Source organism: Salinifilum ghardaiensis, assembly GCF_054491345.1.
This window is the reverse complement of sequence record NZ_CM137101.1, coordinates 2,922,260-2,945,681: the sequence shown is the minus strand read 5'-3', so window position 1 is coordinate 2,945,681 and position 23,422 is coordinate 2,922,260. Positions and strand designations below refer to the sequence as shown.

Below are 23,422 nucleotides of genomic sequence, written 5' to 3'. Positions count from 1 at the left end.
AGTCGGCGCGACGGCAGGTGGACGCCGTGCCAGCGGACGTGGTTTCCCCCTCCATTCGGGCAGGTAGCAGTCCTACACCGACTGCTCCGCGCGGCGGTAAAGCCGTGCGGAACGCGGGTGCGCCGGGCATTTCCCGCGGCGGGCAGGTGGTTCCCCCGTCCGTTCGCACGGGGCCGCCCCGGACCGCCCGGTCGCGGTTGCCTGGCCGAGGCGGCGGTTCCCGCCGCGAAGCCTTCCGCGCCGGCTCCGGGTCGCCCTAGCGTGCCGGTGCAGGTGATCCGCGTCACCTCGCGAATGCGGAGACCACGAGCGAACGCGCGTCGGGGAGTGCAGCGGTGCGCGCGGTGAGAGGAGAATCGAATGCAGGTCGAAGAGCTGTTCAAACCCTTCCCGCTCAAGGAGTTCCACCCGGTTCCCCGGGCGCTGCTCGGGCCGGGATCGCACGAGATGATCGGTCCGGAGGCCCTTGGCATCGGAATGCGCCGACCGCTGGTGATGACCTCCGGACTGCGCGGAACCGGCATCGTGCACAAGATCTTCGAGTCGCTGAAGTACCACGGCCTCGAACCGGTCCTGTACGACAAGGTGGAGTCGAATCCGAAGGACTACAACGTCATGGATTCGGTGCAGCTCTACCAGGAGAACTCCTGCGACGGATTCATCTCCATCGGCGGCGGGTCCTCGCACGACGCGTGCAAGGGCGCGCGGATCTCGGTGGCCCACGACGGGCGCAACGTCAACGAGTTCGAGGGCTTCAACAAGAGCGAGAACGCCAAGAACCCGCCGCACATCGCCGTGTCCACCACGGCGGGCACCGGTTCGGAAACCTCGTGGGCCTACGTCATCACCGACACCACCACCGACCCGGAGAACCCGCACAAGTACGTCGCCTTCGACGACCACTCTGTGACCACCCTGGCCATCGACGACCCGGTGCTGTACTACGACCTGCCCACCCACTTCACCGCGCAGTGCGGTTTCGACGTGCTCGCGCACGCCTCCGAGCCCTACGTCGCCCGGCTCGACTTCACCCCCTCCATGGGGCAGGCGCGCCACGCCGCCGAACTCGTGGGGCAGCACCTGCGCACCGCCACGTGGAACGGGCAGAACCTGGCCGCCCGCGAAGGCATGATGTACGCCCAGTACATCGCGGGGCAGGCGTTCAACTCCGGCGGTCTCGGCGTGGTCCACTCGATCTCGCACGCGGTCAGCGCCTTCTACGACACCCACCACGGGTTGAACAACGCGATCGCGCTGCCGCGCGTGTGGGCTTGGAACCTGCCCGTGGCCTACAAGCAGTACGCCGAGCTGGCCGAGGCGCTCGGCGTGGACACCACCGGGATGAACGACGTGAAGGCCGCCGACGCCGCCGTGGCCGCAGCGGTCCGGCTGCTGCGCGACGTGGGCATCACGGAGAAGTTCACCGACATCACCCGGGACACCCACGAGAAGAACCGCCTGGGGCAGGGTCCGACGAAGTTCTACGAGAAGCGCATCGCCATCAAGGGCGACAAGGACGACGTGGACCGCGTGTCGCAGCACATCCTCGGGGACGCCTGCACGCCCGGGAACCCGAAGGAGACCACCTTCGAGACCGTGCGCCCGGTCGTGGAGCACGCGTTCAACGGTGATCTCGACGACCTGCTGACCTGAGGCCACCCGCCACCGGCGCCCGCCCACCGCGGCGGGCGCCGGTGGCGCCGCACCGGAAACCACGTGGAAAGGCGAGGCCTTGAGCCCTACGCAGAGCTTCGACTCCGTCGAGCACACCGCCAGCGCCCTGGCCGAGGTCGGCTACCTGGCCGACCGCAGGTTGGCCACCACCGTGTACCTGCAGACCCGGTTGGAAAAGCCCGTGCTGCTGGAAGGACCGGCCGGCGTCGGCAAGACCGAACTCGCCCGGGCCCTGGCCGAGGCCACCGGGCGGCGCATGGTGCGGCTGCAGTGCTACGAGGGGCAGGACGAGAGCCGGGCCCTGTACGAGTGGGACTACGGCAAGCAGATGCTCTACACCCAGATGTTGCGGGAGAAGATCGGCGAGATCGTCGAGAGCTCCACCGACATCGCCGGAGCGGTCGAGGAGATCGGCGCGCACGAGGACGTGTTCTTCTCCGAGCGCTTCCTGTCCGCGCGGCCGCTGCTGGAGGCGATCCGCTCGGAAACGCCGGTGGTGCTGCTCGTCGACGAGATCGACCGCGCCGACGAGGCCCTGGAGGCGGTGCTGCTGGAAATCCTGTCCGAAGGGCAGGTATCGGTCCCCGAGATCGGCACCTTCACCGCGCAGCACCCGCCGCACGTGGTGCTGACCTCGAACAACACCCGGGAGTTGTCCGCGGCGCTGAAACGCCGCTGCCTGCACCTGTTCCTCGACTACCCGGACGCCGGCCGGGAGCTGGAGATCCTCCGCTCCAAGAGCACCGGGGTCGGCGACGCGCTGGCCGCGCACCTGGTGCAGGTCGTGCGCGGACTGCGCGAGTTGGACCTGCGCAAACCGCCGAGCATCGCGGAGGCGGTCGACTGGGCCCGCACGCTAGCCGTGCTGGGCATCGCCGAACTCGGCACCGAGGAGCTGGAATCCACGCTGTCGGTGGTGCTCAAGTACGACAAGGACCTCGCCCGCGCCCGCGAACAGCTGGACGCGCTCGTCGAGGGGGAGGTCCCCGGCACCGCCGGCACCCCGGGGGCCGGGGGCCCGGCCGACCGGGAGGGCCGGGCGGTGCGCAGCGCCAAGGACGAGCCCGGCCGGCACGGCCCCGGCATCTACGGGGAACCGGACGCGCACGGGGAACGCGGCCGGACCGGCAACGGCGAACGCTCCACCCCGCCCCGGGTGAGCGCCGGCCAGGGGGAGCGGTCGTTCACCTCCAAGTTCCGCCGCGGCAACGTCTGAAGGAGGGCTCGTGGAGTCCACAGTGGTGCGCTTCGCCCGTCTGCTGCGGATGCGCGGTGTGCGCCTTTCGGTGTCCGAAGTGCTCGACGCACTGCGCGGCCTGTGCGCGCCGGGGGTGTTGGAGGAGCGCGCGCTGTTCCGGGAGGCGTTGCGCAGTGCGCTGATCAAGGACCAGCGCGACGACCCGGTGTTCGACGAGCTGTTCGCCGCCCTCTTCGCCGCAGATCCCGTCGCCGCCGCCGATGAACCCGCGGCGGAGGACGAACCGGCGGCGGGCGCGGCGTTGGAGGATTTCACCCTCGGCGACGTCGAGCAGCGCCCGCCGCGCGCGGACATGGAAAGCCCGGACGCCGAAGTCGGCGACCTGTTCGACGAGGACGACCTCATCGAGCGCTACAGCCCGCACCCGGAACTGAACCCGATCAGCATGAGCTCCGACTCCTCCGACGAGCTCATGCTCTCCCAGGACGACGTGGCCGGCATCGACAACAGCGACCACGTGCAGCTGGAAACCGACCGCATGGGCAGCACCCCGCCGCCGGGGGAGCTGTCCTCGGCCAACGCGCAGCGCATCGACGCCGATCTGACCGACGAGCAGCAGGACGCCCTGCTGGGCTGGCTGTCGCCGCTTTCCGATCCGACCGCGGCGGAGGACGACGGCGACGCCGACGACGCCGCCGCGCTGCGCCGCCGGTTGTCCGGACTGCTGCAGCACCTGCCGGAGGCGCTCGAGCAGCACATCGCGCGGTTGCTCGCCGCCGGGCACGACGTCGAGGAGGCCGGTGACCCCGCGGTGCTGGACCGGATCGACCGCAGCGAGCGGGAGGAGCTCGAGGACTCGCTGAACCAGCTGGCGCAGAGCCTGCGCGGCGGGCTCACCAGCCGTCGCGTGATCTCCTCCCGCGGGCGCGTCGACTCGGCCCGGACCATGCGTCGCAACATGCGCTTCGACGGGGTTCCGTTTCGCCCGATCGCGGTGCGCCGCACCGAGGACAAACCGCGGCTGGTCGTGCTCGCCGACGTGAGCCTGTCGGTGCGCGCCACCGCCCGGTTCACCCTCCACCTGGTGCACGGGTTGCAGAACCGGTTCCGGAAGGTGCGCAGCTTCGCCTTCGTCGCCGAAGTCGCCGAGGTCACCTCGCTGTTCAGCACCCGTCCCAGCGAGCACGCGCTCGGGTTGATCTTCGACGGGCGCACCCTCGACGTGGACGCCGACTCCGACTGCGGGAAGGTGTTCGGCGACTTCCTCGAGGAGTACCGCGGGGCGCTCGACCGCAGCACCACGGTCGTCGTCCTCGGCGATGGCCGCAACAACGGCCGGCCGCCGAACCTCCCTGCGTTGGAGGAGATCTCGCGGGCGTGCCGCGAGCTCATCTGGCTCACCCCGGAACCCCGCCACTCGTGGGCCCTGGGCGGGTGCGACCTGCCGCACTACGCCGAGAACTGCGACCGCGTGCAGGTGGTGCGGGACCTGACCGGGCTGCGCCGCACCGCGGAGCGGATGGCCGAGGAGGTGACCGGGCGATGAGCGTGCCGCTGCGCACCGGTGGGCCGATCGACGCCTTCGACGCGTCGACCCCCGGGCGGTACTCCGACGGGCTCATCGAGGTCACCCGGGCCGAGCTCATGGGCGGAACCGAGCAGCGCACCGTGGCCAGCACGCGGCACTTCTGCCTGCGCCGCAACGGGGACCGGCTGCGCATCGGCCATCGGGTAGCGCCGGAGCGGCTCGACAACGAACTCGCCGGGCTGCTCGTGGAGGAGCTGTTCGTCCCGGGGTGGCTCAACGGCGCCGAGGTGTTCGAGCGCGTGTTCACCGGGGTCGTCAAGACCACTGTGGACGATCCGGTGCGGGGGTGGTCGCTGTTCTACGACAACACCCTCGAACGCATCCGGCAGCTGTGGTCGAGCGCGCCGGGCGAGGAGAGCTCCTCCATCGCGGAGATCGTCCCGGTCTACCGGCGCTGCCTCGAACTCGTGCCGGGCGGGCGCGTGCTGGACTTGGGGGCGTGCTTCGGCTTCCTCCCCGTGCTGCTGGCCGAACGGGGCGGCACCGAGGTCATCGCCTCCGACATCGATCAGGGTTCCATCGACCTGCTGCGGCGCATGACGCGGCACCGGGGCGTGCCGATGGGAACCCTGGTCTGCGACGCGGCGCGCGTGCCGCTGCCGGACGGCGCGGTGGACACCGTGCTGGCCGTGCACCTGCTGGAACACCTCGAACCGGAGCACGGGGCCGCCGTGCTCGCCGAGGCGCGGCGCCTGGCCCGGCGCCGCGTCGTCGTCGCCGTCCCCTTCGAACAGGAACCGACCGCGGCCTACGGCCACGTGCGCACGTTCGACCCGTACGCGCTGGAGGAGCTCGGCCGCTGGACCGGCGAACCGTTCGAGGTGCACCAGCACCACGGCGGCTGGCTGGTGATCGACAGGGGTTGAGCTGTTAGATCAGCCCCGCCTTGCTCGCGGAGTAGACGGCTTCGGCCCTGCTGGACACGCACAGCTTGCGCATCACGTTGCGCACGTGGAACTTCACCGTCGTCTCGGAGATGTAGAGCTGGCCGCCGATCTCCCGGTTGCTCAACCCGCGGGCGAGAAGCTCCAGCACCCGCAGTTCGCGGGTGGTCAGTTCCGGTTCCTCTTCCTGGTTGCTGATCGAGTGCGCCATCGCCGCCGCGGACCGCGAGTCGAACGCGCACTCCTCGCGCGCCACGGCCCGGATCGAGCGCACCAGCTCGGTGGTGTCCACGTCCTTGACAACGTACCCCCGCGCGCCCCGGCGCAGCGCCTCCACCACGAGGTCGTCCTCCAGGAACGTGGTGAACACGAGCACGCCGATGCCGCTGTGCGCGCTGGTGATCTCCTCGCACAGCTGCAGCCCCTCGGTGGAGTCCCCGTAGGAGAGCTTCAGGTCCAGCAGCACGACCTCGGGTTCGCAGCGGGGGACGAACGCGAGCGCCTCCTCCGCGCTGGAGGCCTCGCAGACCACCGCGAGGTCGTGCTCGCGTTCCAGCACGGCGCGCAGCCCCTGGCGGACGATCGCGTGGTCGTCGACCAGCATGATCCGCACCTCGCCGCTGCCGTGCTGCGCAGCCGGGGCGGCACTTCCGCGCGTGGCGGCTTCAGTCATCGCCAATCCCTCCAAGCCAGGGGCAGCGGCACCGCCAGGTGCACCAGCACGCCGCCGAGATCCGCGCGCCGGATGCTCAGTTCCCCGCCCATTTCCTCGGCCCTGCCCGCCATGTTCGCCAGACCGCAGTGGTGCCCGGCGCGCTCGTTCCCGCCGGTGAGGAGGGCCCGCTGCAGCGCCTCCGGGTCGCCGGTGCCGTCGTCGGCGACCGACAGCACCACCCGCTCGTCGGAGTAGTGCAGATCCACCACCGCGCGCGCGGCGTTGGCGTGCGTGGCCGTGTTGAACAGCGCCTCACCGGTTAACCGCAGCATCGAGTGCTCGACCGCGGGCGGCAGCGCCACCGGCTCACCCGCCACCCGCACCGACACCTCGACCTCGGTGGGCAGGTGCACGTGCGAGAGCCGCTCCAGCAGCACCGGAAGCGAACCGGGGGCCTCGTCGCTGGCGTTGTGCAGGGCGTAGATCGCCGAGCGCAGCTGCGAGACCGCCTGCTGGGTGAGTTCCTTGGCCGGCGCCAGCCGGTGGGCCACGTCGCCGGCCGGGCCCGGCACGCCCTCCAGCTCCGAACGGCACACCTCGACGATCATGCCCGCGCTGAGCACGGCCTGGGTGACGCTGTCGTGCAGTTCGCGCGCGATGCGGTGGCGTTCCTCGTCGATCACCTGCCGCTGGATCGCGGCGGTCAGCCGCTGCTGGACGTCCTCGAGCTCGGCCTGGCGCTGCACGAGGTGCTCGGCCTGCCGCGAGGCCTCCGCGGTGAGCTGGTCGGCCCTGCCGCGCAGGTGCGCCGCGGTCTGGAACAGGTGCGCGTTGTACAGCGCCACCGCGGCCTGGTTCGCCAGCACGCGGATGATCGCCAGGTCCGTGTCGGCGAGCTGCACCTGCGGCCCCGCGAGCGCGACGATCCCGCCGACCGGTTCCTCCTCGAGCATCATCGGCGCCCGCACGAGTCCGGTGGCGATCGAGCAGGACTCGAGCTCCCGCGGGGCGTCCCGCACCGTCGCCAGGTGCTCGCGCACCTCACCGGGGAGGTCCTGTTCGCGGTCGATGAGCCGGCCGTGGTGGTACAACAGCTGCCCCGGGCGCATCCCGGCCAGTCGCCCGCCCGAGATCGCCAACAGCAGCCACCGGGCCTGCAGGTGCTCCGCGGCGGCGGTGACGACCGCCTCGACCAAGGCGCGCGGCCCTTCCGCCGACCGCACGAGCGCCTGCGATATCTCGTCGAGCGCCTGCACGGTGCGCGTGAGGCGTTCGTTGGAACGGCGGTACTCGGGGTAGAACGAGTGCTTGCTGGAGCGCACTCCGGTCAGCTCGCCGAGCGTGGCCGGGTCGTCAGAGCGGGCGACGTCGTCCATGCCGACCTCACATGGCAGCGCGGAACAGCGCCTCGACCTGGTGCTGGTCCATGGGGCGCGGGTTGGTGGTCAGGCACGCGTCGCGCAGCGTCGTGCGTGCGAGGTGCTCGACGTTGTGCTCGCCGACGCCGAGCCGGACCAGCCCCCGCGGCACGCCGACGGAGTCGGCGAGTTCGCGCACCCGGTCGGCGAGCATGTCGGCCGCTTCGTCGGCGGGCGCGCGGTCGGCGTCGATGCCCGCGGCGCCGGCCAGGGGGCGGTAGCGCTCGGGGTCCTCCGCGGCGTTGAACCGGATCACGTGCGGCAGCAGGATCGCGTTGATCACCCCGTGCGGGGCGTCGAGCAACCCGCCCACCTGGTGGCTCATCGAGTGGGTGGCGCCGAGGATCGCGTTGGTGAAGGCCATGCCCGCCTCCAGCGAGCCCTGGGCCATCGCCGTGCGGGCCGGCATCTGGTGCGGGGCGATCAGGGTGTGCAGCAGGTTCCCGGTGACCAGGCCGACGGCGTGCAGCGCGTGGTGGTCGGTGAGGGGGTTGTGCGCGCGGGAGACGTACGACTCGACGGCATGGGTGAGCGCGTCGAGCCCGGTGGCGGCGTTGAGCCACTCCGGCATCGTGGTCAGCAGCCGCGGGTCGACGATCGAGATCTCCGGGACGAGGGTGCGACTGATGATGGTCACCTTGGTCGACCGAGCGGTGTCGGTGACCACGCAGAACTGCGAGACGTCGGCACCCGTCCCAGAGGTCGAGGGCACCATGACCAGCGGTGGGATCGGTTTGACGACTTCGTCCACGCCTTCGTAGTCGAGGACGTGGCCGCCGTTGCCGGAGAGGATGGCGACGCCCTTGGCGGCGTCCACGCACGAACCGCCGCCCACCGCGACGATCACGTCGCTGCCGGTTTCGACGTACTCGGCGTAGGCGGCCTGGACCTCGTGGTCCTTGGGGTTCGGGGTGAGCTCGCTGAACACGACGGGGTGCAGGCCGACCGAGCGCAGGTGCGCGCAGGCCTCGCGGACCCACCCGGCTTCGACCACGCCCGGGTCGGTGACCAGGAACGGGCGGCGCGCGCCGAGGCGGCCCGCGCTGTGCCCGAGTTCGGACAGGGCTTCGGGCCCGAACACGATCTCGGGGGCGTGGAACTTGGCGAGCTGACCCGCTGCCGGTTGCTCTGCCGTCGGATTCCCCGCTGGCGGCTGTTCGGCTTCCGGCGCGGTGCCGGTGGGCGGGGCTTCGCTCAGCTGCTCCGGGACGGTCCCGACATCACCGGTGCCCACGCCCGGGCGAAGTCCTGTCATCGGCTGCCTCCGAGATGCGTACGCGGCTTGGGTGCAGCACGCGCTCAGGACGCGGTCCCCGGATCGATCACGGTGCGCACGGGACTCACCCGGTCGCAGGGGAACCCGCCTCGACGCGCGTGTTCCTCGATGCGTTCCGGGTCGGTCGCCTCGTAGACGCAGTAGAGCTTGTCGGGGGTCACGTAGGATTCGATCCAGCGCACCTCATCGCCCATCCCGGCGAGGACCTCGTTCGACTTCGCCGAGAGCTCGCGCAGCTCTCCCCCGGAGAGGTCCCCGGCCCCGGGCACGGTTCGTTCCACCACGTAACGCTCCACGGCAGCTCCCTCGGTACTCGTGGCCGCGCCACCTCGCGTGAGTGACGCACGGCATAGCACGACGGTAATCGGTGCGCCACCCGGGCGTAACCCCTCCGGGGCGGTGCGCGCACCTGCCCGGATGGTCAGGTGACCAGCGAGCAACCCCGGTGCACCTGCGATAGCCGCTCCGCGGGCGGGGTGCGGTTGGCAGCCGATGCCCGAAGGCGCCCGGACGTGTCGCGGGACCGCTCGATCAGCCCTGCGCGGGGGCGAGCGGTTTGCGGGCGAGCAGGAAGCCCTGCGGAGTCCCCTCGCTGTAGTCGCCGCTACCGTCCGGCTCGCGCACCAGGCGGGCGCGCACGTCCAGCCCCGCCCGTTCGAGCAGGCCGGTGAGCCCCTCCGGCCGCAACCGGTGAAAGTCGAGCGAGACGGGGGCGCCGCCCACGTCGGTGCGGTGCTCGACCTCGTCACCGACCTGGAAGGCCAGCTGCAGGTAGCCGCCGGGGGCCAGCACCCGGGCGAACTCGGCGAAGGCGACCGGCCGGTGCTCCTCCGGGAGGTGGATGACCGAGTACCAGGCGACGAGACCGCCGAGCGCCGCGTCGCCGATGTCCAGGCCGAGCATCGACCCCTCGGAGAAGCGCAGCCCGGGGTGCTCCCGCCTCGCCGCAGCGAGCATGCGCGGACAGGTCCACGCCGAACACCTCGAGACCGAGACCGCTCAGGTGCGCGGTGATGCGGCCGGTCCCGCAGCCGACGTCGGCGACCGGACCGGTACCGGCGGTGCGGACGAGCTCGGCGAACCCGCCGAGCACGGCGCGGTCCACGGGCTTGGCCGCCAGTTCCCCGCGGATCCACGACGCGTACGCGTCCGCACCCGCGTCGTAGGACCACCGGGTGCGCCGCAGGAAATCCGGTTCGTCCGTGCGAGCACCGTAGCGCCGGCCGGCACCTGCTTCGAAGCCACCCGTTCCCGGCGCGGACGGCGCCACCTCCGGGGGATCGCGCCGCGCGACGAGCAGCCGTGGCGGCGCGCGGAACCGCCGCGCACGTGGATCCGTGCGCACCGGGGCGTCCGGTGCGCACGGGGAAAATCGGTTTGACGGTCGCTGGGGACGTGCATAACCTCGGAGCATGATCTCCTGAGACCGCGCCGACGACCGTCCGCCCGCGGCGAGTTCCGCCGCCGAGCTCCACCGGTTCCCACTCCGGTATCGGCAGGACGCGTCCGCACGCGCATCCGGCTTCCCGCTGCCTCCGCCACCGGAATTCCGGGAGATCCTCGTGTCCGATGCCGCTTTCCTGCACGCCCGTGACGTCGTCAAGCACTACGGGGGCCGCCGCGTGCTCACCGGGGTCACCGTGTCCGCCCCCGCCGGGCGCCGCATCGGCGTGGTCGGGGAGAACGGCGTCGGCAAGTCGACGCTGCTGCGCGTGCTGGCCGGAGTCGAGGACGAGGACACCGGTGCGGTGCTGCGCCCGCAGGACTGCGGTTTCCTCCGGCAGGAGCTGCCCTTCCCGCAGGAGGCGGCGGTGCAGGACGTCGTCGACGACGCGCTCGCCGAGATCCGCGGGACGCAGCGCCGCATGGACGTCCTCACCGAACGGATGCGGGAATCGCCCGAGGACACCGCGGCGCTCGCCGAGTACGGCGAGCTCGTGGACTGGGCGCAGGACCACGAGCTGTGGGATGCGGACCGCCGCGCCGAACGCGTCCTCGGAGGACTCGGACTCGCGTCGGCGGACCCCCGCCGGCGCCTCGCCGCCCTCTCCGGCGGGGAGCGCTCGCGGTTGGCGCTGGCGGCGCTGCTCATCCGGCAGCCGCGCGCCCTGGTGCTGGACGAACCGACGAACCACCTCGACGACGCCGCGATCGGATTCCTCGAGCACCAGCTCGCGGACCTGCCCGGGGCCGTGGTCGTGGCCTCGCACGACCGCGTGTTCCTCGACGAGGTGTGCACCGACGTCCTCGACCTCGACCCGTCCCGCGACGGCGCGACCCGCTACGGCGGGTCCTACAGCGACTACCTGGTCGAGAAGCGCCGCGAGCGCCTCCGGTGGGAGCAGCAGTACCGCGCGGAGCAGGACGAGATCGCGCAGCAGCGGCGAGCGCTCGCGGTCACCGCGCGCGACGTCAGCCACAACCGCGAGATGCGGGACAAGAACAAGATGGCCTACGGGCGCCGGGGCGACCGCGTGCAGCAGCAGGTCTCCCGCCGGGTGCGCGATGCCGAGCGCAGGCTCGCGGAACTGACCCGCACCCAGGTGCGCAAACCACCGGTCCCGCTGTCCTTCGCGGGAACGCTGACCCGCGAACCGGCCTGCGACCTCCCGCTGGCGCTGCGCGGAGTCCGCCTCGCCGACCGGTTGCGCGTGGACGAGCTGGATCTCCCCGCACGCGGGCGGATCATGGTGACCGGGGCCAACGGCGCGGGCAAGTCCACATTGCTGGGTGTGCTCGCAGGCCGCCTCGCACCCGACGCGGGAGCGGTGCACCGCGCGCGGGGCGTCCGGGTCGGGATGCTGGACCAGGACGTCGAATTCGGCGACGGGAACCGCACACCGCGGCAGCTGTGCGACGAGGGCGGTGGCGGGAACAGCCCGCCGCTGGTCGAACTGGGCCTGCTGGCACCGCGGGACCTCGACCGGCCCGTCGGCCGGTTGTCCACCGGCCAGCGGCGTCGGCTGGCCCTGGCCCGCCTGCTGATCGCGCCGCCGCACGTGCTGCTGCTGGACGAACCGACGAACCACCTGTCGCTGAGCCTCGTCGAGGAGCTCGAAGACGCTCTCGGGACTGCTCCCGGCGCGATCGTCGTCGCCTCGCACGACCGCTGGCTGCGCCGGCGCTGGACCCACCGGCGGTTGCACATGGCCGGCGGCGCGGTCGTGGGATGACCCCGGTGCGGCCGGGACCCGGACCGCCGCGGGTCGGCACGCCGCGCAGGGCGATACCTCCCGCCCGACGAGCACGCGCCGACCAGCTGGCCGGCTGCGCGGCGGTGAGCGCGTGCACGCCCTCCACGCGTGCGATCGTCTCCAGCGGCGTGCGCGGCGGTGGAGGGGATCGGTACCGGATGGGACGTGGTGGTGCGGCGGCTGCCCCGCTGCGGCGGCACCGCGCGGGAAAGAGCTTTCCCGGAACCGGGTACCATCACCCCGGGGAAAGGAGATCGATGTCCTCGAACGCAGGTCGGTTGACCCTCGCCGACGTCGCGCGCGAGGCCGGCGTGTCGTTGGCGACGGCCTCCCGCGTCCTCAACGGCAGCGACCGCGCGGTCGGTGACGACCTGCGTGATCGCGTGCAGGCGGTGGCGGAGCGGCTGAACTACTCGCCGAGCGCCCCGGCGCAGGCCGTGGCGCGGGGCAGGACCAACGTCGTCGGCCTCGTGGTTCCGGACATCGCCGACCCGTACTTCTCGACGATCGCCGCCGGTGTGATCCGCCGCGCGGAGCCGCACGGCTTGATGGTGACGCTGTCCAGCACTTCCCAGCGCCCCGAGCGGGAGGCGGAATACGTGGCGGCGTTGCGGCACCAGCGGGCGCGCGGCGTGATCCTGGTCGGCAGCCGCACCACCGAGAGCGAGCCCGAGGAGGCGCTGCGGACCGAGATCGACGCGTTCGACGCCGCAGGCGGCCGCGTCGTCGCGGTCAGCCAGAACCGGTTGTCCTGCGACACGGTGGTGCTCGAGAACCGCGCCGGCGCGCGCGAGCTGGCCACCCGCTTGACCGAGCTCGGCTACCGCCGGTTCGCCGTCCTGGCCGGGCCGCAGAACCTGCTCACGGCGCGGGACCGGCTGGCCGGTTTCCGCGACGGGCTGCGCCGCGCGGGCATCGGGCTGTCCGCCGCGGACGTGGTGCACGGCGAGTTCACCCGCGACGGGGGCCACGAGGCCGCCGTCGAGCTGCTGCGCCGTGAGCGCGGCGCGGAGTGCGCCTTCGCGGTCAACGACATCATGGCCGTCGGGGCCATGGCGGCCTGCCGCGAGCACGGTCTCGGGGTGCACGACCTGGCAGTGGCCGGGTTCGACGACATCGCCACCCTCCGCGACATCACACCCGGCCTGAGCACCGTGCGTATTCCGCTGGAGAAGCTCGGGGAGGCGGCCTTCGACATGCTCGTGGACGCCGACCGCCGGCAGCGGCGCCTGCGGCGGTTCAGCGGGCAGGTCGTCCTGCGCGACAGCACCCCGCAGCGCGGCTGAGCGCGACCGCCTCCGAGGCGGACGCGGTCGGTGCGGGGGGTCCGCGGGTGCGGACCGATCCTTCCCGCCTGCTCGGCGCAGTCGCCGCCGCTCGTGCCCGGTCGAGGGCTACGAGGGGTGCGCGGTGAGGGCGCGTCGACGCGTGCGCGAAGACGAGGGCGGAGTGCGCGTCCACGGCGTCGTGCTCGCCGGCGAAGGCCAGCCACGGTGCCTGCCGGCCCCTCGTGGCCTCCCCACCGAGGTCGCCGGGTCCGAGCACGGCGTCACAGGTGAACTCGCGCGGTCCGCGCCAGTGCAGCCGCCCCAGAAGTTCTGCCCGGACACGTGGCTGGCGATCATCTGCAGGCCCTTGTGCCACCGGTGGTGGTGGGCCGGTAGCCGGTCACGACGTGGCCGGCAAGTGTGCGCAGCGGTGCGCGTAGGGCTTGCGCGACTCGCAGGCCACCGGATCCGGGGTGCGGGGCTTTGACACGAGCCCGGAAGGACGACACGCTAATATTCACATTGCAGTAGTGATAGTTAACGGAATTGGAGTTAACCATGTCCTCTTCGGTGCCCGAGCGGATGCGCAGCGTGGTCATGCACGGCCCCGGTGACTACCGGCTCGAGGAAGTCGACGTCCCCGCTCCCGGGGAAGGGGAGCTGCTGCTGCGGGTCGAGGCCGTGGGCGTGTGCGCCAGCGACCTGAAGTGCTACCACGGCGCCGCGAAGTTCTGGGGCGACGAGAACCGCTCCGCGTACGCGCAGAGCGGCATCACTCCCGGGCACGAGTTCGTCGGCGTGGTCGTCTCGGGCGCGGACGCCGACCTGCGGCGCCACGGCGTTTCCCTCGGGGACCGTGTCGCGTGCGAGCAGATCGTCCCCTGCGAGCAGTGCCGCTACTGCGCGCGCGGGCAGTACTGGATGTGCGGACCGCACGACATGTTCGGCTTCCGCAACTACCACGGGGCCATGGCCGAGTACGTGATCGTTCCGCCGAAGGCGCGGGCGCACCGGGTCTCGCACGAGCTCGCCCCGCACCACGCGGCCTACGCCGAGCCGCTGTCCTGCGCGTTGCACGCGGTCGAGCGCGCGAACATCACCTTCGGCGACGTCGTCGTGGTCGCCGGCTGCGGGCCGATCGGGCTGGGGCTGATCACCGGGGCGCGGCAGAAGAACCCGATGACGCTGGTGGCCCTCGACCTCGATGACAACAAGCTCGAACTGGGACGCCGCTGCGGAGCGGACGTGGTGCTCAACCCGGCGAAGCAGGACGTCACCGCCGAGGTCGGCCGGCTCACCGACGGCTACGGCGCCGACGTCTACCTGGAGGGGACCGGTGCCGTCGCCGCCGTCGGACAGGGGCTGAACCTGCTGCGCAAACTCGGCACCTACGTCGAGTACTCGGTGTTCGGCTCGGACGTCACCGTCGACTGGTCGATCATCTCCGACGACAAGGAGCTGAACGTGCTCGGCGCGCACCTGGGGCCGTACTGCTGGCCCGCCGCGATCCGGATGCTCGAGCAGGGCGCGCTTCCCGTCGACGAGATCTGCACCCACCAGTTCCCGCTGGACGAGTTCCAGAAGGCGCTCGACCTGGTGGCCGACACCTCGGGCGAGTCGGTGAAGGTCTCCATCCTGCCGAACGGGTGAGACCGCCCGCTGCGCGCTCCGGCGGGCCCGACCCGCCGGAGCGCGCGTGCTCCCCGTCCCGGCCGCGAGGCTGGTTCCCGCCCCCATCGGTGGGACGATGGGACGTGTCGGGCGACCGGTCCGGCGGCCGGTCGTGAGGCCTGGCGGGGAGGGGATCGCGATGCACGCGCGCGGAACGGAGGCGCTGGGCGGTCGCGGGCGGATCGGCGAGATCGCCCTGTGGGTGCTGCAGGTGCTGCTGGCCCTGTACTTCGTGGGCAACGCGGCGGTGCCGAAGCTCGTCGGCACGGCTTCGGCCGTGGACATGTTCGACCGGATCGGAGTGGGGCACTGGTTCCGGTACCTGACCGGGAGCCTGGAACTGCTCGGCGCGGTCGGCCTGGTGATTCCCGCGCTGGCGGGGCTGGCCGGGCTCGGTCTGGTGCTGGTGATGCTCGGCGCGGTCATCACGCACCTGGTCGTGCCCGCGCTCGGCGGGACGTTGTTCCTGCCGCTGGTGCTCGGGCTGCTCGCGGCCGTCGTCGCCTGGGGCCGGTGGTCCCGGACAGCGGATGTGCTGCAGCGGATCGGCCCGGCGCGGTGATCCGGCGGCCCCGTCCGCGAGGCGGGAGCGCGAGCTTCGCGGCCCGTGTTCACGGCGGCTCCGGGGGCGCGGGCAGCGGCGGCGGGTCGTTGCGCTCGTCCGGAGCGGTGCCCGGCATCAACGATGCCCGCACCCCGTCGACGAGCTGCGCGGTGCCGCGCCGCCGCATCGAGCGGCGCGGCACCCGCCGGAACTCGTCACGGCCACAGCCGCTGCGTGGCCAGGGCCGCGCCTTCGGCGAGGGCTTCGAGCTTGGCCCAGGCGATCTGCGGGTGGACCCGTCCGCCGAGCCCGCAGTCGGTGGAGGCGAGCACGCGTTCCCGCCCGACGCATTCGGCGAAGCGCACGATCCGGTCGGCCACGAGCTCGGGGTGCTCGACGACGTTGGTGGCGTGGCTGACCACGCCCGGCAGGATCAGCTTGTCCTCGGGCAGCGTGACGTCCCGCCAGACCTTCCACTCGTGCTCGTGGCGGACGTTGCCCGCTTCGAAGGAGTACGCGCCCGCGTCGACCTGCAGCAGCACGTCGATGATCTCGCGCATCGGCAGGTCCGTGGTGTGCGGACCGTGCCAGCTGCCCCAGCACAGGTGGAAGCGGATGCGGTCCTGCGGCAGGCCGCGGAGGGCGTGGTTGAGCGCTTCGACCCGCCGCATCGCCCACCGCCGGTAGTCCTCGACGGCGGGGGCCGGGTTGATCTGGTCCCAGCTCTCGGCCAGGCCCGGGTCGTCGAGCTGCAGGATGAGACCGGCGTCGATGATCTCCTGGTACTCCTCGCGCATCGCCTCGGCGCAGGCGTGGAGGAACTCCTCGTCGGTGGCGTAGTGCTCGTTGCCGATGCGGGCGCAGCTGCCGGGGGCGATGGCGGTCATGAAGCCCTCTTCCAAGCCCGCGCGCTCCAGCGCGCGCTGGAACGCGGCGATGTCCGCCCGGATGGCGTCGTGCCCCGCGTAGTGCAGCGGTCCGCGGCAGACGGGGAAGCGCATCGCTCCCGAACCTCCGGTGGTGATCCCGGCGGACGGGTCGGCGTAGGCCTCGGCGAAGCGCGCCCGGTCGCGGCGGTCGGCGAAGCGCGACAGCGCGAGTCCGGTGGACTTGGCGGGGTCGTGGCTGATGTCGTCGACCCCCTGATCGGTCAGCTCCAGTCCGCCGAGCCGCTGGAACGAGTAGGACCACCAGGCGCCGTAGTCGACGCGCGTGCTCATGGACTTCCCGAACTCGCCGTCGCCGACCACGTCGATGCCGGTCCCGCGCTGGCGCTGCACGAGGTCCGCGACGGCCTGGTCGACACCGCTGCGGAAGCGGTCGTGGTCGACCTCTCCACCGGCGCGGGCGCGGTTGAGCTCGATGAGTTCGTCGGGCCGGGGAAGGCTGCCGGCCTGCGTGGTGCGGATCCGCTCGGTACTGGCCAACATGCGCGCATCATCCTCCTCCACGTATCAAGCACTTGATATGCGGAGATGCGGCGCGCTGGCAAGACCGCGATCGGGCGAGGACACCGATAGCATGTGCACATGGCCGAGCGGAAAGGGCCTCTCCGACTGGAGGATTTCGACAAGCTGCTGGCGCAGTCGGACCTGGCCGGTGCGGGGCACATCCCGCTGCGGCTCCGCCTGGTGTCGCAGATCTACGCCCGGGTGGCCGATGACCTGCTGCGCTCGGCGGGCACGTCGCTGGCGGCGTTCACGGTGCTCGCGAGCCTGCAGCTGCACCCGGGGGCCTCCGGCGCGGCGCTGGCCGATCTCACCGCGCAGACGCCGCAGGGGATCAGCGCGATGGCCGCGTCCCTGGAGCGGGACGGGTTGCTCGAACGGCGCTCGACGGACGGCCGCCGGCTGTCGCACCACCTCACCAGCCGGGGCGAGGAAGTGGTCGAGCAGTGCCGCGACCTGCTCACCGGGCTGCACGAGCGGGCCTTCGCCGAGTTCGACGAGGACCGCGTCGCGCGCATGGTGGAGGACCTGAGGTCCTTCGCCGAAGGGCTGCTGCGCGAGCGCGGGTGAGCGGGGACGCGCACGGCCGCGCTGCGCTCTGCGAGGCGAAAGTCCCTGGTTCGCGGCGCGCGAGGCGCGCACTCTCGGGGCCTCGGCAACCCGAAGGAGTCACCATGACTGGGCCTTGAATCGGCGCAAGTTCCGGCCTTCAGGCCGGAGGTAGTCGGTCAGGAGTGGTTTTGGTCGGCGCGCTACGGAGGGCGTCGCTGGTTCTCCACGTACTGCCGGATGATGCTCAGCGGCGCCTCACCGCACGAAGCAGCGAAGTGGCTCGGAGACCAGAGCTTGCCGCTGCGGGTGCGCACTCGGAACTGCTGCTTCAGCCGCCGCGAGGACACGCCCTTCAGGCTGTTCACCAGTCGTGACACCGCCACCTGCGGTGGATGTTCGACCAGTAGGTGCACGTGGTCATCCTCGCCGTTGAACTCGGTTAAGTCCGCGTCGAAGTCGGCGCACACCTTGCCGAACACCGACGTCAGAAAGTCCAAGTGTTCGCCGGTGAGTACGTCCCGTCGATACTTCGTCACAAAGACCAAATGAACGTGCATGCCGAAACGCAGTGTCTACCAGTGCGATAGTCTTCAGTGTCAGCCATAGACCAACATGATGCAGTGATCCCCGAAGGGAGGTGATCAGCCGTGCAGTTGCGGTACCGCTACCGGCTCTACCCAGACGAGGTTCAGCGGCGGGCGCTGGCGCAGGCGTTCGGCAACGCTCGTGTGGTCTACAACGACGCGGTGCGCGCCCGCCAGGACGCCTACCAGGCAGGGGAGAAGTACCCGAGCGGCACCGTGTTGCAGAAGCGGCTGATCACCGAGGCGAAATGCACCGACGAACGCGGTTGGCTCGCGGAGTGCTCCAACATCGTGCTGCAGCAGGCCATCCGCGATGCTGATGCCGCCTACAAGAACTTCTTCGACTCGAAACAGGGCAAGCGTGCTGGCAAGCGGGTGGGTGCTCCCCGGTTCAAGTCCAAGCGCGACCGGCGGCAAGCGATCCGGCTGCACACCGGCGGGTTCTCGATCGGGGGCAACGGCACGCTGCGTCTCGCCCGGATCGGCGACGTCTCCGTGGCATGGTCGCGGGTCCTGCCGAGTGCGCCGAGTTCGGTCACCGTGGTCAAGACCGCCGAGGACCGGTATTTCGCGTCGTTCGTCGTCGAGACTGGCGACGACACCCTGCCGGCCGCGGTCGACGGGCACGGCCACGACGTGGAACTCGGACTCGACCTCGGGTTGTCGGCGTTCGCGGTGGACCAGCACGGCCGCGTCATCGACAACCCGAAGGTGCTGCGCCGGGCCGAACGCAAACTCAAACGGGCCCAACGGGAACTCAGCCGCAAGCGACGCGGCTCGAACAACCGCAACAAAGCACGCAAGAAACTCGCCCGTGCTCACGCGAAGGTCGCCGACACCCGCGGGGACTGGCTGCACAAGGCCACGACCAGCATCGTTCGTGAGAACCAAACGATCGTGCTGGAAGACCTGGCCGTCTCCGGCCTGGCCCGCACTCGGGTGGCGAAGTCCGTGCACGACGCGAGCTGGGGCACGTTCCGCCGCCAGCTGGAGTACAAAGCCGCACGGTACGGACGCCACCTGGTGATCATCGACCGATGGTTGCCGACGTCGCAGACCTGTTCCGACTGCGGCCGCCTCGACGGGTCGAAACCCCTCGATGTGCGCACCTGGTTGTGCCCGTGCGGCACGGTGCACGACCGGGATCAAAACGCCGCGAAGAACATCCTCGCCGCAGGGCGGGCGGAGAGGCAAAACGCCTGTGGAGCCGACGTAAGACCCGCTACGCGGGCGGTTGGCGTGGAAGCAGGAAGCAGCGGGACCCCGCGAGGGAACACCGCTCCGCACGCGGCGTAGCCGCGTCGGAATCCCCGCCGCTCACGGCGGGAAGCACGTCAAGAGGTCCGCGAGATCACGCACGGACGGGTCGAGGTGCTCCACTTGGACGTGGGCACGGTAGGGCGGATGGTGCTGCACCCGGGGTGGCGGTGGAGCCGGGACGTGCGTCCGCTCGCCGGCACGGACTGGTGCGAAGCGCCGCACTTCCAGTACCACGTGTCCGGGACCGTGCGCGTGCGGATGTCCTCCGGCGAGGAGTTCGACGTCGGTCCCGGGCAGGTCAGCTACCTGCCCCAGGGTCACGACGCGTGGGTCCTCGGGGACGAGGACGCGGTCATCGTGGACTGGGCCGCGGCCACCGACTACGCACGGCCGACGTGAGCGGTGCCCCGGGAACCGGCGCCGGCCCCGGGCACCGCACGCCGCCGTGCCGCGTCAGGGGTTGCTGAACATCAGGAGTTGTTGGGGAATCCGAGGTCGACGCCGCCCTCGCCGGGGTCGGGCCAGCGTGTGGTGACGGCCTTCCCGCGGGTGTAGAAGTGCACGCCGTCGGTGCCGTAGATGTGGTGCTCGCCGAACAGCGAGTCCTTCCACCCGCCGAAGGAGTGGTAGCCCACGGGCACCGGGATCGGCACGTTGACGCCGACCATTCCGGCGCGCACCTCGAGCTTGAACCGCCGCGCCGCGCCGCCGTCCCGGGTGAAGATCGCGGTGCCGTTGCCCCAGGGCGAGGAGTTCATCAGCTGCAGCGCCTCCTCGTAGGAGCGCACGCGGACGACGCAGAGCACCGGCCCGAAGATCTCGTCGCGGTAGGCGGTCATCTCGGGGGTGACCTTGTCCAGCAGGCTCACGCCGAGGAAGTTGCCGTCGTCGTGGCCGGGAACCCGCAGTTCGGTGCCGTCGACGACGACGTCGGCGCCCTGCTCGCGCGCCTGCGGGACGTAGGAGGCGACGCGGTCGCGGTGCTCGGCGGTGATCAGCGGGCCCATGTCGCTGTTCGGGTCGGTGCCGGGGCCGATGGTGAGCCCGCGGGCGCGCTCGGCGATCCGCTCGACGAGATCATCGCCGACCGGGTCGACGGCGACGACGACCGAGACCGCCATGCACCGTTCCCCGGCCGAGCCGTAGGCCGCGGAGACGGCCGCGTCGGCTGCCTGGTCGAGGTCGGCGTCGGGCAGCACGAGCATGTGGTTCTTCGCGCCGCCCAGGGCTTGCACCCGTTTGCCGTGCTCGGTGGCGGTGCTGTGCACCGCGCGGGCCACCGGCGTGGAGCCGACGAAGCTGACCGCGTCGATGTCGGGGTGCTCCAGCAGCCGGTCCACGGCGGGCTTGTCCCCCTGGACGAGGTTGAGCACGCCGTCGGGCACGCCGGCCTCGGTGGCGAGCTCGACGAGCCGGGTGGTGGCCGCGGGGTCCTTCTCGCTGGGCTTGAGCACGACCGTGTTTCCGCAGGCCAGCGCGATGGGGAACATCCACAGCGGCACCATGGCGGGGAAGTTGAACGGGGTGATCCCGGCGACCACGCCCACCGGTTGGCGCAGCGATTCGACGTCGACGCGCGTGGCGACCTGGGTGGAGGTCTCGCCCTTGAGCAGGTGGCCGATTCCGCAGGCGAACTCGACGATCTCGAGGCCGCGGGCGACTTCGCCGAGCGCGTCGGAGTGCACCTTGCCGTGCTCGGCGGTGATGAGCGCGGCGATCTCGTCGCGGTGGCGGTGCAGGGCCTCGCGGTAGGCGAACAGGATCTCGGTGCGCTTGGCCAGCGACGTGCTCGCCCAGTCCGGGAACGCCTTGGCGGCTGAGGACACAGCAGTGTCCACGTCGGACGCACCGGCGAGTGCGACCCGACCCGTGCGCTGTCCGCTCGCCGGGTCGGTGACGTCGGCGTACCGGCCCGACGTCCCCTCGGCGGCGGCGCCGTCGATCCAGTGCTGGATTGTCTTCATGTTCCGTCTCGCTCCTCGCGGCTGGGACTTGTCCGTGCCGGTCGACCGGCCCCGTCCAGGGGGCGGTCTCTGTCTACGCCGTGCGCGCAGCCGCTGTCAACATTTGTCCATACATTAGGACTTGATAGTGGGCGGCGCCGCGTGTGTTGCACCACGACCGGTTTGCGGGCGGGCGCGCGCGACCTGGATCATGCTGCATGTGCAGCGCAGGTACGAGTACGTCGACAACGCCGGGCACGGTGCCCTGGACGAGGTGTCCAAGCGCATCATCGAGCAGTTGCAGGAGGACGGGCGCAGGCCGTACGGGGCCATCGGCAAGGCGGTGGGGCTGTCCGAGGCGGCCGTGCGCCAGCGCGTCACGCGGCTGACCCAGGCCGGCGTGATCCAGATCGTCGCGGTGACCGATCCGATGCACGTCGGCATGTTCCGCCAGGCCATGGTCGGCATCAAGGTGGACGGCCCGATCGAACCGGTCGCCGAGGAGGTCGCGCAGATGGAGGAGATGAGCTACGTCGTCCTCTGCGCGGGCCGCTACGACCTCCTCTGCGAGGCGGTCTGCGAGGACGACGAGCACCTCCTCGAGGTCGTCTCGCGCCAGGTGCGCGCCATCAGCGGTGTCCGGGACGCGGAAACCCTGCCGTACCTGAAGCTGTACAAGCAGACCTATCAGTGGGGAACCCGCTGATCGGGATCCTCGGCTGAGTCGGCGTCCGGAGCCGCCTCCTGCTCCGGCACGAGCTCGAGGTCGTCGAGCGGCCGCCGGAAGCCGCGCGTGAGCACGAGCACGTAGCCGAACCCGAGCGCCGTCCACACCAGGCCCGCGACCAGCGCGTCGGCGGAGAGGAAGTACCAGAGCACGCCGGTCAGGGCGGCTCCGACCAGCGGCATGGCCACGTACCGCAGCACCTCGGGTGCGCTGTGCACGCGCCGCTCGCGCACGACGTGGTGCGCCAGCACGGCCAGGTTGACGAAGGTGAAGGCGATCAGCGCGCCGAAGTTGATCACCGAGGCGATGAGCTCCAGGCTCGGTGCGATCGCCAGCAGGCTCACCACGCCCACGAAGACCACCGTGTACGCGGGGGTGCGCGTGCGCGGGTGGACGTGGGCGAACATCCGCTTCGCCGGCAGCACGCCGTTGCGCCCCATGACGTGCAGCAGCCGGGACACGCTGGCGTGCGAGGCGAGGCCGGAGGCCGCGGTGGCGCCGAACGCGCCGGCGAGGAACAGCGCCTGGAACACGGGGCCGCCGACCAGCATCCCCAGCTCCGGCGTCGTGTTGTCCGGCTGGGAGAACGGCGCGTTGGTGGGGAAGGCGGCCTGCGTGAACCACGAGCAGACGAAGTACAGCACCCCGCCGATGAGCACGGTCAGCAGGATCGCCCGCGGCACGGTGCGTTCGTCGCGCGCTTCCTCGGTGTACATCGTTACGGCGTCGAAGCCGATGAAGGAGAAGGCCACGATCGTCGATCCGGCGAGCAGCGCGGCGAGGTGCGTGCCCTCGTTCCACAGCGGGTCGAGGGTGGCCGCGGTTCCCTGGCCGAGCCCCCCTGCCAGCTGCACCGAGATCAGCACGAGGAAGGCCGCCACCATGCTGACGGCGAACAGGAACAGCGCGGTGTTCAGCCGCGAGGTCGACCGCATGCTCCACGCGTTGACCGCGGTCACGCAGCCGACGAAGGCCAGCACCCACACCCAGGCGGGCACTCCCGGGAACACCGACTCCAGGTACTGCCGGATGATCAGCGCGTTGACCATCGGCAGCAGCAGGTAGTCGAGGAGCGCCGCCCAGCCGACGAGGAAGCCCACGACCGGGTGCATGGTCTTGCGCGTGTAGGTGTACGCCGATCCCGCGCTGGGGAAGACCCGCACCATCTTGCCGTAGCTGATCGCCGTGAAGAGCATGACGACCAGGGCGATGAGGTACGAGGTCGGCACGGTGCCGTGCGTGCGGTCGGAGACGATGCCGAAGGTGTCGAACACGACGGTCGGCGTCATGTACCCGAGGCCGAGGGCGACGATCGCCCACATCCCCAGTGTTCGTTGCAGCGTGCTCCCGGTCGTCGTCATGAGCAAGCACTCCCTCGTGGCGGGGTCGGGCGGATGACGTCCCGGCGGGCGCCTGCTGCACCCCGGCGCCGGGACCCCGAGGGGGCATTAACCCCCGGAGGGCCGTCGTCGTCAACGGCAGAGGGAACGTTTTTCGTTGTGTTGAATGGTTATAGCCACGGATATGCTTGCATCTAG

21 protein-coding genes and 3 pseudogenes are annotated in these 23,422 nt (G+C 71.3%); 12 read left to right on the top strand and 12 right to left on the bottom strand.

Features of this window, described 5'->3' with window-relative positions; all coding sequences use genetic code 11:
• Nucleotides 1–360 precede the first annotated feature (360 nt).
• The 4 genes from mdo to mftM all read left to right on the top strand — a co-directional run bounded on the left by mdo (nt 361) and on the right by mftM (nt 5,326).
• Nucleotides 361–1,653, top strand: coding sequence for an NDMA-dependent methanol dehydrogenase (gene mdo / locus ACVGV0_RS13435; RefSeq protein WP_459156010.1), 1,293 nt, complete (start codon nt 361–363; stop codon nt 1,651–1,653).
• Between the two features lie 79 nt (nt 1,654–1,732).
• Nucleotides 1,733–2,890: an AAA family ATPase gene (locus tag ACVGV0_RS13430; RefSeq protein WP_459156009.1), complete on the top strand. Its 1,158-nt coding sequence runs from the start codon at nt 1,733–1,735 to the stop codon at nt 2,888–2,890.
• Nucleotides 2,891–2,900: 10 nt separating this feature from the next.
• On the top strand, nt 2,901–4,418 hold the full coding sequence (locus ACVGV0_RS13425) for a VWA domain-containing protein (protein WP_459156008.1): 1,518 nt from the start codon (nt 2,901–2,903) through the stop codon (nt 4,416–4,418).
• The gene (gene mftM, locus ACVGV0_RS13420; protein ID WP_459156007.1) at nt 4,415–5,326 is read left to right on the top strand and encodes a mycofactocin oligosaccharide methyltransferase MftM; all 912 of its coding nucleotides are present in this window, start codon (nt 4,415–4,417) and stop codon (nt 5,324–5,326) included. Before ACVGV0_RS13425 ends, mftM begins: the two co-directional genes overlap by 4 nt.
• Nucleotides 5,327–5,330: 4 nt before the next feature.
• On the opposite strand, the gene ACVGV0_RS13415 is transcribed toward mftM, so the two are convergent.
• From ACVGV0_RS13415 to ACVGV0_RS13395, 5 genes and pseudogenes are all read right to left on the bottom strand, one after another.
• Complete coding sequence (locus tag ACVGV0_RS13415) at nt 5,331–6,017, bottom strand: MadR family response regulator transcription factor (protein ID WP_459156006.1); 687 nt, start codon at nt 6,015–6,017, stop codon at nt 5,331–5,333.
• Entirely contained in the window at nt 6,014–7,375 is a 1,362-nt protein-coding gene (locus ACVGV0_RS13410; RefSeq protein ID WP_459156005.1) for a MadS family sensor histidine kinase, read from the bottom strand. The genes ACVGV0_RS13415 and ACVGV0_RS13410 overlap by 4 nt, the downstream gene beginning before the upstream one ends.
• A gap of 7 nt (nt 7,376–7,382) precedes the next feature.
• Nucleotides 7,383–8,672: an iron-containing alcohol dehydrogenase gene (locus ACVGV0_RS13405; protein WP_459156004.1), complete on the bottom strand. Its 1,290-nt coding sequence runs from the start codon at nt 8,670–8,672 to the stop codon at nt 7,383–7,385.
• Between the two features lie 44 nt (nt 8,673–8,716).
• Complete coding sequence (locus ACVGV0_RS13400) at nt 8,717–8,977, bottom strand: DUF4242 domain-containing protein (protein ID WP_459156003.1); 261 nt, start codon at nt 8,975–8,977, stop codon at nt 8,717–8,719.
• 247 nt (nt 8,978–9,224) lie between these two features.
• A pseudogene (locus tag ACVGV0_RS13395) lies at nt 9,225–10,107 on the bottom strand (class I SAM-dependent DNA methyltransferase).
• Between the two features lie 148 nt (nt 10,108–10,255).
• Between ACVGV0_RS13395 and ACVGV0_RS13390 the strand changes: the two are divergent.
• A complete protein-coding gene (locus tag ACVGV0_RS13390; RefSeq protein ID WP_459156002.1) occupies nt 10,256–11,866 on the top strand; it encodes an ABC-F family ATP-binding cassette domain-containing protein in 1,611 nt (536 codons plus the stop codon).
• A 278-nt stretch (nt 11,867–12,144) separates the two neighbouring features.
• On the top strand, nt 12,145–13,173 hold the full coding sequence (locus ACVGV0_RS13385; protein WP_459156001.1) for a LacI family DNA-binding transcriptional regulator: 1,029 nt from the start codon (nt 12,145–12,147) through the stop codon (nt 13,171–13,173).
• Here ACVGV0_RS13385 and ACVGV0_RS13380 read toward each other — a convergent pair.
• Complete coding sequence (locus ACVGV0_RS13380) at nt 13,127–13,531, bottom strand: DUF6807 family protein (RefSeq protein ID WP_459156000.1); 405 nt, start codon at nt 13,529–13,531, stop codon at nt 13,127–13,129. The two genes, ACVGV0_RS13385 and ACVGV0_RS13380, sit on opposite strands and share 47 nt — an antisense overlap.
• Nucleotides 13,510–13,623: pseudogene (locus ACVGV0_RS13375) on the bottom strand (hypothetical protein); the annotation flags it as partial. The gene ACVGV0_RS13380 and the pseudogene ACVGV0_RS13375, both read right to left, overlap by 22 nt.
• A gap of 90 nt (nt 13,624–13,713) precedes the next feature.
• On the opposite strand from ACVGV0_RS13375, the gene ACVGV0_RS13370 reads away from it, so the two are divergent.
• Nucleotides 13,714–14,805 (top strand): alcohol dehydrogenase catalytic domain-containing protein, encoded by a 1,092-nt coding sequence (locus ACVGV0_RS13370; protein WP_459155999.1) that lies wholly within the window; start codon nt 13,714–13,716, stop codon nt 14,803–14,805.
• Between the two features lie 160 nt (nt 14,806–14,965).
• The gene (locus ACVGV0_RS13365) at nt 14,966–15,388 is read left to right on the top strand and encodes a DoxX family protein (protein ID WP_459155998.1); all 423 of its coding nucleotides are present in this window, start codon (nt 14,966–14,968) and stop codon (nt 15,386–15,388) included.
• A 49-nt stretch (nt 15,389–15,437) separates the two neighbouring features.
• Here the strand turns inward: ACVGV0_RS13365 and ACVGV0_RS13360 are convergent, their stop codons facing one another.
• Together ACVGV0_RS13360 and ACVGV0_RS13355 are read right to left on the bottom strand one after the other, a co-directional pair.
• Entirely contained in the window at nt 15,438–15,572 is a 135-nt protein-coding gene (locus ACVGV0_RS13360; RefSeq protein ID WP_459155997.1) for a hypothetical protein, read from the bottom strand.
• 13 nt (nt 15,573–15,585) lie between these two features.
• On the bottom strand, nt 15,586–16,800 hold the full coding sequence (locus ACVGV0_RS13355; RefSeq protein WP_459155996.1) for a cobalamin-independent methionine synthase II family protein: 1,215 nt from the start codon (nt 16,798–16,800) through the stop codon (nt 15,586–15,588).
• Nucleotides 16,801–16,899: 99 nt separating this feature from the next.
• Here ACVGV0_RS13355 and ACVGV0_RS13350 point away from each other — a divergent pair, with 99 nt between their 5' ends.
• On the top strand, nt 16,900–17,388 hold the full coding sequence (locus ACVGV0_RS13350) for a MarR family winged helix-turn-helix transcriptional regulator (protein WP_459155995.1): 489 nt from the start codon (nt 16,900–16,902) through the stop codon (nt 17,386–17,388).
• Nucleotides 17,389–17,570: 182 nt separating this feature from the next.
• Here ACVGV0_RS13350 and tnpA read toward each other — a convergent pair.
• Nucleotides 17,571–17,974 (bottom strand): annotated as a pseudogene (gene tnpA, locus ACVGV0_RS13345) (IS200/IS605 family transposase).
• A gap of 43 nt (nt 17,975–18,017) precedes the next feature.
• Here tnpA and ACVGV0_RS13340 point away from each other — a divergent pair.
• A complete protein-coding gene (locus ACVGV0_RS13340) occupies nt 18,018–19,250 on the top strand; it encodes an RNA-guided endonuclease InsQ/TnpB family protein (protein WP_459155994.1) in 1,233 nt (410 codons plus the stop codon).
• Between the two features lie 108 nt (nt 19,251–19,358).
• A complete protein-coding gene (locus ACVGV0_RS13335; RefSeq protein WP_459155993.1) occupies nt 19,359–19,613 on the top strand; it encodes a cupin domain-containing protein in 255 nt (84 codons plus the stop codon).
• Between the two features lie 71 nt (nt 19,614–19,684).
• On the opposite strand, the gene ACVGV0_RS13330 is transcribed toward ACVGV0_RS13335, so the two are convergent.
• Nucleotides 19,685–21,178: a CoA-acylating methylmalonate-semialdehyde dehydrogenase gene (locus ACVGV0_RS13330; RefSeq protein ID WP_459155992.1), complete on the bottom strand. Its 1,494-nt coding sequence runs from the start codon at nt 21,176–21,178 to the stop codon at nt 19,685–19,687.
• 199 nt (nt 21,179–21,377) lie between these two features.
• On the opposite strand from ACVGV0_RS13330, the gene ACVGV0_RS13325 reads away from it, so the two are divergent.
• Complete coding sequence (locus ACVGV0_RS13325) at nt 21,378–21,863, top strand: Lrp/AsnC family transcriptional regulator (RefSeq protein ID WP_459155991.1); 486 nt, start codon at nt 21,378–21,380, stop codon at nt 21,861–21,863.
• Here the strand turns inward: ACVGV0_RS13325 and ACVGV0_RS13320 are convergent.
• Nucleotides 21,845–23,245 (bottom strand): APC family permease, encoded by a 1,401-nt coding sequence (locus ACVGV0_RS13320; RefSeq protein WP_459155990.1) that lies wholly within the window; start codon nt 23,243–23,245, stop codon nt 21,845–21,847. The two genes, ACVGV0_RS13325 and ACVGV0_RS13320, sit on opposite strands and share 19 nt — an antisense overlap.
• Nucleotides 23,246–23,422: the final 177 nt, after the last annotated feature.

Bases quoted from the DNA above. Each gene is read 5' to 3' on its own strand.
- ACVGV0_RS13365 (WP_459155998.1), top strand. From the start codon at position 14,966: ATGCACGCGCGCGGAACGGAGGCGCTGGGCGGTCGCGGGCGGATCGGC.
- ACVGV0_RS13385 (WP_459156001.1), top strand. From the start codon at position 12,145: ATGTCCTCGAACGCAGGTCGGTTGACCCTCGCCGACGTCGCGCGCGAG.
- ACVGV0_RS13330 (WP_459155992.1), bottom strand. From the start codon at position 21,178: ATGAAGACAATCCAGCACTGGATCGACGGCGCCGCCGCCGAGGGGACG.
- ACVGV0_RS13355 (WP_459155996.1), bottom strand. From the start codon at position 16,800: ATGTTGGCCAGTACCGAGCGGATCCGCACCACGCAGGCCGGCAGCCTT.
- ACVGV0_RS13335 (WP_459155993.1), top strand. From the start codon at position 19,359: ATGGTGCTGCACCCGGGGTGGCGGTGGAGCCGGGACGTGCGTCCGCTC.
- ACVGV0_RS13320 (WP_459155990.1), bottom strand. From the start codon at position 23,245: ATGACGACGACCGGGAGCACGCTGCAACGAACACTGGGGATGTGGGCG.
- ACVGV0_RS13410 (WP_459156005.1), bottom strand. From the start codon at position 7,375: ATGGACGACGTCGCCCGCTCTGACGACCCGGCCACGCTCGGCGAGCTG.
- ACVGV0_RS13350 (WP_459155995.1), top strand. From the start codon at position 16,900: ATGGCCGAGCGGAAAGGGCCTCTCCGACTGGAGGATTTCGACAAGCTG.
- ACVGV0_RS13415 (WP_459156006.1), bottom strand. From the start codon at position 6,017: ATGACTGAAGCCGCCACGCGCGGAAGTGCCGCCCCGGCTGCGCAGCAC.
- mdo (WP_459156010.1), top strand. From the start codon at position 361: ATGCAGGTCGAAGAGCTGTTCAAACCCTTCCCGCTCAAGGAGTTCCAC.
- ACVGV0_RS13370 (WP_459155999.1), top strand. From the start codon at position 13,714: ATGTCCTCTTCGGTGCCCGAGCGGATGCGCAGCGTGGTCATGCACGGC.
- ACVGV0_RS13405 (WP_459156004.1), bottom strand. From the start codon at position 8,672: ATGACAGGACTTCGCCCGGGCGTGGGCACCGGTGATGTCGGGACCGTC.
- mftM (WP_459156007.1), top strand. From the start codon at position 4,415: ATGAGCGTGCCGCTGCGCACCGGTGGGCCGATCGACGCCTTCGACGCG.